We start from the raw sequence: 14470 nt of genomic DNA, 5'->3' as shown, positions 1-14470 counted from the left end.
ACCCCGACCTCATCCGCTGCGCCATCGCCTCGGACGTGCCGGTGCTCGCCGCCGGTGACCCGCTGGCGACGTTCTCCCTCACCGACACGCTGCCCGCCGCCCTCACCTCCCTGCCGCCCGCCCCGCCCGGCGCCCGCGCGTCAGGCCAGGCGCAGCAGGCGGCAGCCGTGCGGCTCGAGCTCGAGTTCGACGGCGCCGCCGACGATCGGCAGCTCGGCGCCGCTCCACACATCGACGGCCGAGGTCGCGCCGGAGCAGCCCAGGTCGGCCAGATGAGCGGAGTAGGACCGCGCCGACGAGCCCAGCCAGAACACTCCGCGCCACTGCTCGTCGCCGCGCCACGCCGACCACACCACCAGGTCGCCGTCGCGGACGATCTCGCGGCTGCCGTCGCTGCCGAGCAGCGCGAGGACGTCGTCGTTCGTCAGCAGCGCCAGGGTGTCGGCGGGCGTGTCCGGGAGGTGCCCGCCCATGATCAGCGGCGAGCGGAGCAGGCACCACAGCGTCACGAGCGTCCGCTGCTCCGCGGGCGTGAACCGCGAGAGCCGGTCCTCGCCCACGTGCGCGCGCACGCCGATCCGCCCCAGCGGCAGCATGTCGGCGTCGGCCCACGCGCCGGGGCGCTGGTGCGGCGCCCAGCGCGCGGCCCGCTGGAACTGCTCGTGCAGGTGCGCCCAGTCGTCCCAGAAGTCGTCCGAGATCCGCCACATCTGCGCGGTCGAGCGCAGCAGCTCGAGGTTCTCGAGCGAGAGCTGCTTGCCGGGGGAGAGGCTCAGCACCATCGGGCGGCCGGTCGCGTCGATCGCGCGGGAGAGGGCGGCGATCTCCTCCGCCTGGATCGGCGGGTAGAGCACGTCGTCGAGCTTCACGAAGTCGACGCCCCACGAGGCCAGCTGCGCCATCACGGAGTCGCAGTACTGCTGCGCGCCGGGCGCGCTCATGTCGACTCCGTAGTTGTCGGGGTTCCACGGGCAGACGTTCCCGCGGTCGGCGATGTCGGCGCAGGTCGCCTCCGCCCCGAGCACCGGCAGGCCGAGCTCGGCCGCTCGGCGGGGGACGCCGCGCATCAGGTGCACGCCGAAGCGGAGGCCGAGGGCGTGCACGCGCGCGGCCAGCGCCGTGAATCCGCCCGTCGCCGCGGAGGGGAAGCGGCCGACGGCGGGCTGCGGGCGTCCCCAGTCGTCGAGCACCGGCTCCGACACCTCCTGGTAGTCGCTCGTGCCGGGATCGGGCTCGTACCACTGGATGTCGACGACGACCGTGTCCCAGCCGTGCGGCAGGAGGTGCTCGGCGAGGTACTCGGCGTTCGCGAGCACCTCCTCCTCCGTCACCGAGGCGCCGAAGCAGTCCCAGCTGTTCCAGCCCATCGGCGGGCGGCGGGCGGCCTCCGTGCGCGCGGCGATCACGACAGCTCCAGCGTCACGGTCGCGAAGGAGTGCGGGGGCAGCGTGACGCGCAGGCCTGTCGCCGTGGTCTCGATGCCCTCGAGGGCGACGGGGCTCACCTCGTCGGCGGCGCCGGGCCGGTTGTGCGCGTCGGGGCGGTCGGCGGTGAGGAGGCGGCCGGTCGCGCCGGTCACGGTCCCACCGCGGAAGTCGAGGGAGACCTCGAGCGGCTCCTCCAGGTCGACGTTCGTCAGCGAGACCAGGACGCGGCCGTCCTTCGTGGAGGCGGAGGCGGAGGCGACGGGGATCTCGCGGCCGTCGACCGCGTGCGTCGGGCCGGCGACCGTGGTCGGCAGCACCGTCGCGTCGTGGTGCCCCTTGTTCATCTCGAACACGTGGTAGGTCGGCGTGCGGACCATCTCGCCGCCGTCCGGGTCCGTCAGCAGCATCGCCTGCAGCACGTTCACCGTCTGCGCGATGTTCGCCATCGTCAGGCGGTCGGCGAAGCCGTGGAAGACGTCGAAGTGCCAGGCCGCGACCATCGCGTCGCGGATCGTGTTCTGCTGGAAGAGGAAGCCCGGGTGGGTCCCCGGCTCCACGTCCCACCAGGTGCCCCACTCGTCGAGCACCATCCCGTACTTCTTCTCGGGGTCGTGGACGTCCATCACCGCGGCGTGCGAGCGGAGCAGCTCCTCGATCCCCTGCGCGGCCACGATCGTGCTCCAGTAGGTGTCGGCGTCGAAGTCGGTCGCGCTGCCCTTCGCGTGCCAGCTGCCGCCGATCGTGTAGTAGTGCACCGAGACCGACTCCCACGGCACGGAGGAGAAGGGGTGCCCCTCGATCTCGGGGATCACCTCCATCAGCGTCTGCGTCCAGTGGGTGTCGGCGCCGTCGGCTCCGGCGGCCACGCGGTAGAGCGGAGTGTCGTTGCCGCTCTGCACGAAGGTCCCGAACTGCCGCGCCAGGTCGGCGTAGGCGCCGGCGCGCATGTTGCCGCCGCAGCCCCAGGTCTCGTTGCCGAGCCCCCAGAAGCGGACGGTCCACGGCTCCTCCCGGCCGTGGGAGCGGCGCAGATCGGCCATCGGCGACTTGCCCGCGCCGGTGAGGTACTCGGCCCAGTCCGCCATCTCCTGCACGGTGCCGGATCCGATGTTGCCCGAGATGTAGGCGTCGGCGCCGAGCAGCTCGCAGAGCGCCATGAACTCGTGGGTGCCGAAGGAGTTGTCCTCCGCGACTCCGCCCCACTGGGTGTTGATCAGGCCGGGGCGCTCCTCGCGCGGGCCGATGCCGTTGGTCCAGTGGTAGCGGTCGGCGAAGCAGCCGCCGGGCCAGCGGAGGTTGGGGATGTCGAGGGCGCGGAGGGCCTCGACGACGTCCAGGCGGATCCCGCCCTCGTTCGGGACGGGCGAGTCCTCGCCGACCCAGAAGCCGTCGTAGATGCACCGGCCGAGGTGCTCGGCGAAGTGGCCGTAGAGGTGGCGGCTGATGGTGGCGCCGGGGCGGTCGAGGTCGACGGTGACGGTGCTGTTCACGGGGTGCTCCGGGGTGGTGGCGGACGGGTCGGCGGCGGTGGTTCCGGCGGCGGCGGTGTCGAGGACGCCGGGGTCGGCGGCGGTGCTCACGCGGTCTCGCGGACGAGCCGCAGGACGATCGCGCGGTCGGCGTGGAAGGTCGGCAGGTCCAGGCCCGCCTCGCCCAGCAGGCTCCCCGGGTAGGCGGGGGCCGGGGCGTCGGAGTCCAGCGGCACCGTCGACTCCAGCCAGTGCGGGCTCTGCCAGGGCGGGCCGAGCGAGCCGGGGCGCGCGGTCTCGATCCGGTAGCGCGCCCGCGGATCCAGGCCCGGGAGGCGGGTGCGGCGGCGCGAGTCCGCGGTCAGCGCGGGCGTGACCAGCGTGTACAGCGCCTCCGAGCCGTCCGGCGCGACGACGCCGCGCAGCGACGGCGCGTCGGGGTCGGAGTCGTCGCCCCCGACGACCCGGCCGGTCGCGATCAGGCCGCGGTGCTCGCGGTACGCCGCGATCCAGCCCGCCAGCACGGGCTCCTCCTCCGCGTCCAGCTCGCGGAGGTCCCACTCGATCCCGAAGTGGCCGAGGAAGGCGATCGCGCAGCGGGTGTGCAGGTCGCTGGTGCGACCGGTGACGGAGTTGACCGGCGAGGCGACGTGCGAGCCGAGCATCTCCGGCGGCACGAGCAGCCCGGTCCAGCGCAGCATCCGCGAGCGGTCCAGCGGGTCCTGGTTGTCGGAGGTGTGCACGCGGTCGGTGCGCTCGAGGATCCCCAGGTCGACCCGGCCGCCGCCGGAGGCACAGCTCTCGATCTCGAGCTCCGGGTGCCGGGCGCGCAGCTCGTCGATCAGCCGGTACAGCGCGAGCGTCTGCTCGTGCACCGCGGCCGTCCCGGTGGCGGGGTGGCCCGCGTCGATCAGGTCGCGGTTGTGGTCCCACTTGAGGTACGCGACGCCGAGGTCGGCGACCAGGCCGTCGAGCACGCCGAGGATGTGCGCGAACGCGTCGGGGTTCGTCAGGTCGAGCACCTGCTGGAAGCGGAACCGCGGCGGCAGCTCCTCGCGGGCCCGCAGGATCCAGTCGGGGTGCGCGCGGGCGAGGTCGGAGTCCTCGTTGATCATCTCGGGCTCGACCCAGAGGCCGAACTCCATGCCCAGGCCGCGGACGTGCTCGGCGAGGGGGAGGAGGCCGTCGGGCCAGGCGACGGGGTCGGGCGTCCAGTCGCCGAGGCCGGCGCGGTCGTCGCTGCGGCCGAGGAACCAGCCGTCGTCGAGCACGTAGCGCTCGACCCCGAGGGCGGCGGCGCGGTCGGCCAGCTCGGCGAGGACGGCGAGGTCCTGGTCGAAGTAGACCGCCTCCCAGACGTTGAGCGTCACCGGGCGCGGCCGGCGCGAGGAGCGGGAGACCCCGCGGAGGTGGGCGTGGAAGCGCGCGGCCGCGGCGTCGAGGCCGTGGCCGAAGCTGCCGGAGATCCAGGGGGAGGAGTAGCTCTCGCCGCTCGCGAGGCGCACCTCGCCGGGCAGGAGCAGCTCGCCGCCCCGGAAGGCGAGCCAGCCGTCGCCGCGCTCCACCGCGTGCTCGTGGTTGCCGCCGATGCCGACGTGGCAGAGCCAGACCCGCCCGTCGGCGGAGTCGAAGCCGGGGGTGCCGACCGCGACGACCGTCGTCGCGTCCAGGCCGGTGCGGCCGCGCCGCGAGGAGCGGGAGTGGGTGCCGGTGACGACGGGGTGGCGCTGGGGGATCTTCTCGGTGCCCCAGCGGCCGGAGAAGTCCAGGATCTCGCGGGCCTCGGTCGGGATCCGGAGGGCGGGGTCGACGCCGATCACCTCGAGGTGCCCGGCGCCGTCGTTGCGGACAGAGACGCGGGTCCTGAGCAGTCCGGCAGGGGAGAGAACGATCTCTAGGACGACCCCGATCCGGGCCTGCGCGTCGTGCGCCTCGACGGTCACGGCGGCGCTGCCGGCCTGCGCGACCGCGCCCTCCGCGAGGGCCTCCCCGTCCACCGAGACGGTGTCCACGGTCAGCCTCGGCGACCAGCCGGCGCCCTCCCGGTGCACCCGGAGACCCGGCAGGCCGGCCCAGCCGAAGGTGTGCTCGGGCAGGATCCCGGGCTCGTAGGGGACGTCGGAGGAGCCCTCGATCCCCGTCCGCACGGGAGTTCTTGCGAAAGCTGCGAGATCGTCGTCGCTCGCGTCGAGTCGCGGACCCCAGTGCAGCAGCACGGGCAGGTCGCCTCCCGACTGAGTGAGGAGGGCGGACACGTCATCGGCGACGAGATGGATCACTCTCGGGGATTGCATGTCCCCATTCCTATCGTCGATCCTGGTCTGAGTACAGCGAGAGATCGATCTCGACCCTCGGTCGGATGGACCACCGCGCGGATCGACCCGCGCCGATCGACCACCGCTCGCACCGCTCACCCCCACCACCCACGGCCTCGACGAGGAGCACCCATGCCGCTGACCCACCCGGCCCCGCACGAGACCCGCCTGGAGCGCGGGGTGCTCGACGCGCGACGGCGGCTCAACCGCGACTACCTCCTCTCGCTCACCGACGAGGGGCTGCTGCAGAACTTCCTGATCGAGGCCGGGATCGGCGACCAGGGCTGGCACCTGCACCCCTCGCAGGACTCGCGCGAGGCCCGCGGCCTCGACCGGCACTGGGGCTGGGAGACGCCGGGCTCCCAGCTGCGCGGGCACTTCCTCGGCCACTGGCTCTCCGCCGCGGCCCGCGAGGTCGCGGTCACCGGCGACCCGCTGCTGCGCGTCCGGATCGACTCCGTGCTCGACGGACTCGAGCGCTGCCAGGAGGAGAACGGCGGCGGCTGGATCTGGGCGATCCCGCGCGGCTACCTCGACCGCCTCGCGACCGGCCGCCCCATCTGGGCGCCGCAGTACGCGATGCACAAGCTGCTGATGGGCCTCGTCGACCTGCACCTCGACCTCGGCGACGAGCGGGCGCTGCGGATGGCGCGGGCCGCCACGGTCCCGCTGCTGGAGTGGGTCCGCGGATTCGACGACGCCGCGTTCCAGGAGATCCTCGAGGTCGAGACCGGCGGCATGCTCGAGGTCTGGGCCGACCTCCTCGCGATCACCGGCGACCCCGTCTACACCGAGCTGCTCGGCCGCTACGACCGCCGCTCCCTCTTCGAGGGCCTGCTCGAGGGCCGCGACGTGCTGACCAACATGCACGCCAACACCACGATCCCCGAGGTGCTCGGTGCCGCCCGCGCCTACGAGGTCACCGGCGACGAGCGCTGGCGGAGGATCGTCGAGGCCTACTGGGAGCAGGCGGTCACCCTCCGCGGCACCTTCTGCACGGGCGGTCAGACCTCCGGCGAGATCTGGACGCCGCCCTTCGCGTTCGCCGCTCGCCGCGGCGAGAAGACGCAGGAGCACTGCGTCGTCTACAACATGATCCGGCTGGCCGACGTGCTGCTGCGCTGGACCGGCGACCTCGCCTACGCCGACTACATCGAGCGGAACCTCTGGAACGGCCTCCTCGCCCAGCAGAACCCGCGGACCGGGATGGTCGCCTACTTCCTGCCGCTCGAGGGCGGCGCCCGCAAGGACTGGGGCAGCCCGACCGAGGACTTCTGGTGCTGCCACGGCACGCTGGTGCAGGCGCACACGCGCCACTCCGGGCTCGTCTTCTACCGCGGCGGCGACGCCGAGCTGACGATCGCGCAGCACGTCGACGCGAGCCTGCGCCTGCCGTCCGCCGCCGGCGACGCGGCGGTGCGGGTCGAGGTGCTCGACACCGCCGGCTACGTCGGCCCGGACGCCAACGCGGGTGACGCGGGCGACGTGCACCGCCCCACCGCCTCGCGGATCCGGGTCGAGATCGTCTCGGAGGAGGGGGTCGCGCTGCACGTGCGGCTGCGGGTGCCGGAGTGGACCGTCGGCGAGCCGGGGGTCGCGGGCGACGCCGAGCGCGTCCGGGCGGGCGACGGCGCGCTCCTGATCGAGCACCCCGGCGGCCGCACGAGCGTCGACCTCGCCTTCGGCACCGAGATCCGCGCCGTGCCGATCCCGGACGAGCCGGGCACGGTCGCCTTCGTCGAGGGCCCGATCGTGCTGGCAGGCATCGTCGACCGCGAGATCGCGCTGCGGGGGCGCCTCGAGGACGCCCCCGCCCTGCTCGCCCCCGACAACGAGCGGCAGTGGACCCAGTGGCTGCGCGGATACCGCGCCGTCGGCCAGCCCGCCGCCGTCCGCTTCCGGCCTCTGCACGAGGTCGTCGACGAACCCTTCTCGCTCTACTTCCCGGTCTCGGCCGGGAGCTGATGGACAGGATCCCCTCCGTGACCTGCGCTCCGCGCTCATGACCGCCTCCACCGCCTCCCCCGCCGTCCAAGCGATGCCCCGCGGCCGCCTCCTGCTGCCGATCTTCGCGATGCTCGTCGGCTTCGGGCCGCTCACCATCGACCTGGTGCTGCCGTTCCTGCCGACGCTGCAGGACGATCTCGGCGTCTCGGTGGCGACCGCCCAGCTGGTCGTCACCGGCGCCACCTTCGGCTTCGCGGCCGGCCAGCTCATCTCAGGACCGCTCAGCGACGCGGTCGGCCGCAAGTGGCCGCTCGGCGTCTCGGCGGCGCTGCACATCGCGGCGAGCCTCGTCGCGGCGATGACCTCCGACACCGCCGTGCTGCTCTCGGCCCGCTTCGTCCAGGGCGCCGCCTGCACCGCTGCGGGCGTCGTCGTCACCGCCATCGTCCGCGACCTCTACAGCGGCAAGCGGCTCGTCACGATGCTCGCGAACCTCGCCGTGATCGTCTCGGTCTTCCCGATCCTGGTGCCCTCCGTCGGCGCGCAGCTGACCAAGGTGATCGACTGGCGCGGCTCCTTCCTCGCGGTCGCCGCCTGGGGAGCGCTCGCGACCGTGATCGCGCTCCTGGTGCTGCCCGAGACGCTGCCCCGCGAGCGGCGGCACCAGGGCGGGCTCGGCCCGTCGCTGCGCAACTCCTTCGGGATGCTCCGCCGGCCGCGCGTGCTGGCGCTCGCCGCCGCCTCGGCCGCGGGCTGGTCGGTCGGCTTCGCGTATCTCGCGACCGCTCCCTTCCTCTACACGAACGTCTACGCGGTCGGGCCCGACCTGTACGGGCTGCTGTTCCTGGTCACCTCGCTCGTGACGATCGCGGTCGGGCAGACGACGGGACGGGTGATCGTGCCGCGGTTCGGACCCCGGTTCGCGATGTCCGCCTCGGCGATCGTCACGGCGCTCGGCGCCGTCGTGGTCGCGGTGCTCGCGCTCACCGGCACGCAGCCGCTGCTCGTCGTCGTCGGCGCGCTGACGTTCGCGCTGGCCGGCCGCTCGCTCGGCTTCGCCCCGGTGCAGTACCTCTCGCTGCAGGGCCCGTCGAGCGAGGCGGGCAGCGTCACGGCGATCCTCGGCACGGTCAGCTTCACAGCGGCCGGACTGGTGATGCCGGTGATGGGCGCGTGGGCCGAGATCTCGCTGATCCCGTTCGCGATCCTGCTGCTGCTCGCGGGGCTGGTCGAGGGCGGCGTGGCGCTGCTGTTCCGGTCGGGCTCGCGGCGCTTCGATCCCGGGGCGCAGCGGCTCGAGGACGAGCGGGCGGGGGCCGCCCCATCGGCCGGCCCCCGCGCGCACGACGAGAAGAGCTGAGATGACCCTCCGGGAAGGGACCACCGTGGAACTGCGCTCCGGCGACTACACCCTCCGCGTCGAGGCGGGCGGCCTCGAGGTGCTCGCGGGCGAGCGCGTCCTCTATGCGAACGACCGGCCGCTGCGCGTCACGGTCAAGACCGTCGCCGCGATCAGCGAGTACTCCGGCGCGCCCTACGATGACGTCTCGCTGTCGGAGGGGGCGATCACCGCGAGCGGGACGATCACCGTCCGCTCCGGGTCGGCCTTCGCCGTCACCGACGTCTGGCGCGTCGCGGGCGACGGCTTCTCCGTGCACCGCGACGTCGAGGTGCTGGCGGCCGGCGGTGACCTCGGCTTCTCCACCGCCGTCTCGCTCGGGCTGACCGGGTCCGACGACCTCCGCGACTACGAGTGCTTCGCCCCCGGCGCCTGGTACCGCGACAACGCCTTCGGGCCCGCGGACGCGATGGGCCGCGACCCCGGCAGCGAGTACTTCTGGCGCACCGAGACGCACTACGCGCTGCCGCTGTTCGCCGCGCAGAGCCTCGCGACCGGCGAGACCGTGGCGCTCTCGCGCTGGGCGGCCGACGCGACGCTGCCGCGCCTGGACGTGGTCCGCTCGGAGAACTTCACCGACCCGGAGTGCACCGTCGGCTCGATCGGCCTGAGCCGCCCGCAGGGCACGACGCTGAACTACCTCTACTACGGCTTCGGCGTGCGGACCCCGCTCGACGTGCCGCCCGCGGGCCTGTCGATCGACTACGTCCACCCGGGCGCCGACGGCGAGCGCACGATCGACAACCCCTACTCCGGCCTCGACTACGACGCCGCCCCGAAGGCCCTGCAGCGGGTGAACCACCCGGTCGAGGTCGGCTTCCGCCAGCGCTACGCCGTCGCGGTCGACCTCGGTCGGTACGACGACTTCGCAACGATGATGCGCGCCACCTGGCGCAGCACCTACGCCCGGCTCCGCGACGACCTGTTCGAGGTCGACAACGAGCGGCACTTCCACCACGGCATGGCGATCCTCCAGCGGCTCACCCGCCGCTACGGCGACTCCTGGGGCCTGCCGTTCGCCTGTCAGCTGCCGGACCTCGACGTCTCGAGCGTCTCCTTCCAGTTCGGCTTCGTCGGGCAGCAGCCGGGCATCGGCTACCAGCTGCTGCGCTATGGCGACCGCGAGGGCGTGCCGGAGGCGTTCGAGCAGGGCGTCGGCATCGTCGACTTCTGGGCGCGGACCGCGCTGCCCGAGTCGGGCCCGCCGCGGATGTGCTTCAACCCCTCGCTCGGCGGCTTCGAGCCGTACCCGCACTACCTGCGGATGCTCGCCGACGGCGTCGAGGCGATCCTCGACGCCTACCTGCACCTGCGCGACCTCGGCGACGAGCGCCCGCTCTGGCTCGAGTTCTGCCGGCGGACCGCCGACTGGCTGCTTGAGGTGCAGGACGCCGACGGCAGCTTCCACCGCGCCTACAACGCCGACGGCTCGGTGCGGATGGACTCGCGCTCGAACACCCCGAGCGTGATCCGCTTCCTCGTGCAGCTGCACCTCGTGACGGGGGAGGGGCGCTACCGCGCGTCCGCCGTGCGCGCCGGCGAGTGGTCGTTCGCGAACATCCACCGCACGCTGGAGTACCGCGGCGGCACCTGCGACAGCGCCGACATCCAGGACAAGGAGGCGGGCATCTACGGGCTGTTCGGCTTCCTCGCGCTGTACGACCTGACGGAGGAGCCGCGCTGGCTGGAGGGCGCCGTCCGCGCCGCCGACTACACGGAGACCTGGACCTACGCGTGGTCCTTCCCGGTCCGCGCGCCCTGGGCGCATCCCTTCAACCGGTACTCGATCAGCGGACAGAGCATCATCACCCTCGGCGGCGGCGCCGACGTCTACATGGCGGCCTGCTCGTACAGCTACTACCGACTGCACCTGATAACGGGCGACGAGCACTACCTCGATTTCGCCGAGTTCCTGCACCGCAACACCCGCCAGTCGACCGACGTCGACGGCAGCATCGGCTACGCGATGCCCGGCCTCGGCCACGAGAGCGGCGACTTCGCGACCCAGACCCTGGGCAGCCACCACCACTGGCTGCCCTGGTGCACCTTCGTCGAGGTCGACCCGGCCTCGCGCCTGCGCGACACCTTCGGCGTCTACGAGATCGCCGACGCGCAGCGCCTGCCCGCCGCCGAGCGGGCGGCCCGCAATCGCGTCTACGACCGCTACGGGCACTCGCGGAGCTGACCCGACCCCCACCGCATCCTGCTCGCGTCTCGTTCTCACGTCGACGCGGCCACACGGCGGGTCCGCCGGCCTGCGGGGACGACACCCGGTGCGCTGCTCCGCCTCCGTCGGCGGACCGGAGCTCGTTCCGCGTGCCGCAGCCGGACCCTCCGCAGCGCCCTCAGCCGCGCCACTCCACGTCGACGCGCACCGCCTCCGCACCGAGCTCCAGCCCGCCCGACACCTCGCGCCCGTCGACGCGCAGCACCGCGTCGCGCAGCGTGCGCACCCGCGTCCCGCCCGCCGGTGCCAGCCACTCCGCGCTCGGCACCCGCCGCACCCACAGCGTCGCCCGCCCCGGCGACCACTCCAGCCGGTCCACGACCACCCCGCCGCGCGCGCGCAGCCCCGTCACGGCACCCCGCGCCCACGCGGACGGCAGTGCCGGCAGCACCGTCAGCGTCTCGTCATCCGATCCCAGCAGCATCGCCGCCACGAGCCCCGGCAGTCCGCCACTGGCGTCGAGGTTGAAGATCCGCCCCGCGTCGTGCAGGGTCGTCAGCGTCGGTGACCAGTGCTCGACCGCGAGCCACTCCGCGCAGGTCAGCGCCGCCTCCCCGTCACCCAGCGCCGCCGCCGCGACGCCCACCTGCACCAGCCCGAACGCCATCTCCATCCGCCCGGGAGGAGCGGTCGGCGCCTCGGCCCGCCACGCGATCTTCGCCGCCACCGTCGCCGCCGCGGCGGCCCGCATCCGCACCGCGGAGGCGCCGGGGCCCTCGAAGGCCGCGTCGCCCGCGTACCAGAGCGGGTACAGCTGCGACGCGTGCCGGTGCGCGATCTCCTCCGCGAACCGCGGGTCGATCCACTCCGCCAGCGTGCCGTCCTCGGCGACCCGGTACTCCGGCAGCTCCGCGACCACCCGCGCCCAGCGCTCGTCGAGCGAGTCGTCGCCGCGGGCCCGGCCGAGCAGCGCCGTCGCCCGCGCGGCGTCCCGCAGCACGGCGACGTCGATCGTCGCATCGACCGCTATCGGCGAGCGCGCACCACCCGGTGTGTTCTCGGGGGAGTAGGAGGGGACGATCCGGCGCACCCCGTCGACCACGGTCGTCCCGGTCTCGGCGAAGCGCAGCACGCCCTCGGCCAGCTCCCACAGCCGGTCGTCGACGATGCCGCGGTCTCCCGTGGCGGCGACGGCGTCGGCGGCGAGGCGCAGCACCCAGCCGCCGCAGCCGGTCCAGAACAGGTGCGGGAAGCTCGCCGCGAAGTGGTCGGCGCGGCCGTGCGTCGACATCCGCGACGGCAGGAGCATCCCCTCCGCCCCGTAGACGAGGCGCGCGTTCTCGCGGTAGTCGTCGAGGTGCGGCAGCACCAGCTCCAGGATCGACAGCGCCAGCTCGGGCGTGCCGGTCGGGATCATCCCCGCCATCGCGCCGTTCTGCACGTTGCCGTTCAGCGTGTAGTCGGCCGACCAGGCCGGCCGCCAGGTGCCCTGCCAGACGCCCTGCAGCGTCGGCGGCAGCTCGCCGGTCGACGCGACGATGTTCGCGCGGCCGCTGAGGTACGCGAGCTCGACGACGCGGCGGCGCGCGCCCTCGTCGCCGGCGCGGGCCTCCTCCCAGAGGCCCTCGGTGAGCACCGCGGAGGAGGCTCCGGCGAGATCGAGGGAGGAGGCGCCGACCAGCCGGCCGTGCCCGTGGCGCTGGGCCTCGCGCAGCTCCGCCCACGAGGCGTCGCCGCCCGTCGGCTCGCCGCCCGCACGCTCCCGGCCCCCCGGCTCGTCGCCCGCCAGCGACAGATTGACGCGGAGGAGCGCGCCCGCCCCCGCCGCGACCGGCACCGTCGAGCGGGTCACGACGCCCTCCACGTCCCACGGCGCCCCGGTCGCCGCGGTGACCGTCGCGCGGATCCGCTCGCCCCCGGTCTCGGCGCTCCCGGTCCCGGCGACGGCCAGCAGTCGCCCGACCGCACCGCCCTCGACCGTCGCCTCGACCACGGCCGACGCGTCCGGCACGCCCGTGTCGAACGAGGTCGCGTCCCCGGCGCCCAGCCCGAGCTCGACCGTGCTCTCGCCGTCGCGCTCCGACTCCACCCGCAGCCGGACGCTCTCGCCCCCGTGCGGAGCGATCAGTCGCACCGCGTGCCGCCCGCCGTCGAGGTCGGTCCACTCGACCGCGACCTCGCCCAGCAGCGGGTCGAGCAGGCGCCGGCTCGACGCGACCCCGCCGGCCGTGCGGATCGACAGCGTCGCGCACAGCCCGAGCGGATCGGTCCAGATCAGGCCGCCGTCGTAGCCGCTCGCCCGCGCCCCGTGCTCGAGCAGGTGGCTCGCCGCATCGGCGTCCCCGGTCAGCAGGGCGCTCCGCAGCTCGTCCCGCACCGGAGCGAGGTCCGGGGCGGCGGGCCGCGCATTGACGGGGAGGAAGTAGCGCTCGTGCGCCAGCGAGACGGTGAGCGCGTCGGCCGGGCCGTGCACCACGGCGCCGACGCGGCCGCTGCCGACGATCAGGCCCTCCTCCCAGGTCGGGGCCGCAGTGGCGGTGACGAGGGTGGGCGTGCGCGACAGTGCGCCGGCGATCGGGGCGATGATCGGTTCCTTTCGGGCTCGCGGGAGTGCCTGATATGTTGCGTGAACCCTCAAATTACCTCTCCCGGTGCGACGGCGCGCGGGAGTCGAGAGTTAGGAATCCGCGATGACGCGACCGATCACCCTCTTCACCGGCCAGTGGGCGGACCTCCCCTTCGAGGAGGTGGCGCGCCTCGCGGGGGAGTGGGGCTACGACGGCCTCGAGATCGCCTGCTGGGGCGACCACATCGACGTGGCGCGCTGGGACGACGCGGAGTACGTGCAGAGCCGGAAGGACATCCTCGAGCGCAACGGCCTCCAGGTCTTCGCGATCTCGAACCACCTCACCGGCCAGGCGGTCTGCGACGACCCGATCGACGAGCGCCACCGCGACATCCTCAGCGACCGCGTCTGGGGCGACGGCGACCCCGAGGGCGTCCGGCAGCGCGCCGCCCAGGACCTCAAGGACACCGCCCGCTTCGCCGCCGCGCTCGGCGTGACGCAGGTCAACGGCTTCTCCGGCTCGTCGATCTGGAAGGGCGTGGCCATGTTCCCGCCCGCCTCCGACGAGTGGATCGCCGCCGGCTACCAGGACTTCGCCGACCGCTGGAATCCGATCCTCGACGTCTTCGAGGAGGTCGGCGTCCGCTACGCGCTCGAGGTGCACCCGAGCGAGATCGCCTACGACTACTGGACCGCCAAGCGCACCCTCGAGGCGATCGGCCACCGCGCCTCGTTCGGCTTCAACTTCGACCCGTCGCACTTCGTCTGGCAGCAGCTCGACAGCGTCGCGTTCGTGCTCGACTTCGCCGACCACATCTTCCACGTTCACGTGAAGGAGTCGGTCACCAACCTCGACGGCCGCAACGGCGTCCTCGGCTCGCACCTGCCGTGGGCGAACCCGCGCCGCGGGTGGACCTTCGTCTCGACCGGGCACGGCGCCGTCCCGTGGGAGCCGGTGTTCCGCGCGCTCAACGCGATCGGCTACACCGGCCCGACCAGCGTCGAGTGGGAGGACGCCGGCATGGACCGCCTCGACGGCGCCCCCGAGGCCCTGGCCTTCGTGCGGAAGCTCAACGCGATCACGCCGCCGGCCGACGCCTTCGACGCGGCGTTCTCGACCTCGCGCGACTGACCGCCCGCCGCACGCCTGCATCCCGGAGGCCGGAAGGACCGACTGCCC

General features: G+C 73.7%; 8 protein-coding genes. 4 read left to right on the top strand and 4 right to left on the bottom strand.

Going from position 1 to position 14470, the window contains the following annotated elements; genetic code table 11:
* Positions 1-140 precede the first annotated feature (140 nt).
* From C5C63_RS08920 to C5C63_RS08910, 3 genes are read right to left on the bottom strand one after another with little or no spacing between them, the layout of a single operon-like run.
* A complete protein-coding gene (locus tag C5C63_RS08920) occupies positions 141-1406 on the bottom strand; it encodes a glycoside hydrolase family 27 protein (RefSeq protein ID WP_258062972.1) in 1266 nt (421 codons plus the stop codon).
* A complete protein-coding gene (locus tag C5C63_RS08915; protein WP_308470782.1) occupies positions 1403-3007 on the bottom strand; it encodes an alpha-L-arabinofuranosidase C-terminal domain-containing protein in 1605 nt (534 codons plus the stop codon). Before C5C63_RS08915 ends, C5C63_RS08920 begins: the two co-directional genes overlap by 4 nt.
* Positions 3004-5190, bottom strand: a complete 2187-nt coding sequence (locus tag C5C63_RS08910) for an alpha-galactosidase (protein WP_104249663.1) — start codon at positions 5188-5190, stop codon at positions 3004-3006. The genes C5C63_RS08915 and C5C63_RS08910 overlap by 4 nt, the downstream gene beginning before the upstream one ends.
* A 153-nt stretch (positions 5191-5343) precedes the next feature.
* Here C5C63_RS08910 and C5C63_RS08905 point away from each other — a divergent pair, with 153 nt between their 5' ends.
* The 3 genes from C5C63_RS08905 to C5C63_RS08895 are packed head-to-tail and all read left to right on the top strand — an operon-like array spanning position 5344 to position 10742.
* Positions 5344-7176: a beta-L-arabinofuranosidase domain-containing protein gene (locus tag C5C63_RS08905; protein WP_181068314.1), complete on the top strand. Its 1833-nt coding sequence runs from the start codon at positions 5344-5346 to the stop codon at positions 7174-7176.
* Positions 7177-7213: 37 nt separating this feature from the next.
* Positions 7214-8518, top strand: a complete 1305-nt coding sequence (locus tag C5C63_RS08900; protein ID WP_104291781.1) for a multidrug effflux MFS transporter — start codon at positions 7214-7216, stop codon at positions 8516-8518.
* Between the two features lies 1 nt (position 8519).
* Positions 8520-10742, top strand: coding sequence for a hypothetical protein (locus C5C63_RS08895; RefSeq protein ID WP_219815286.1), 2223 nt, complete (start codon positions 8520-8522; stop codon positions 10740-10742).
* A gap of 160 nt (positions 10743-10902) precedes the next feature.
* On the opposite strand, the gene C5C63_RS08890 is transcribed toward C5C63_RS08895, so the two are convergent.
* Complete coding sequence (locus tag C5C63_RS08890; RefSeq protein ID WP_104325883.1) at positions 10903-13362, bottom strand: glycoside hydrolase family 95-like protein; 2460 nt, start codon at positions 13360-13362, stop codon at positions 10903-10905.
* Between the two features lie 52 nt (positions 13363-13414).
* Here C5C63_RS08890 and C5C63_RS08885 point away from each other — a divergent pair, with 52 nt between their 5' ends.
* Positions 13415-14422 (top strand): sugar phosphate isomerase/epimerase, encoded by a 1008-nt coding sequence (locus C5C63_RS08885; RefSeq protein WP_104226056.1) that lies wholly within the window; start codon positions 13415-13417, stop codon positions 14420-14422.
* The last annotated feature ends 48 nt before the right edge of the window (positions 14423-14470 follow it).

The organism is Rathayibacter sp. AY1B8 (assembly GCF_002932775.1).
In the GTDB taxonomy this organism is placed as follows: Bacteria; Actinomycetota; Actinomycetes; order Actinomycetales; family Microbacteriaceae; genus Rathayibacter.
Note: the sequence above shows the minus strand (reverse complement) of the source record. Positions and strands in the feature narration are given on the sequence as shown.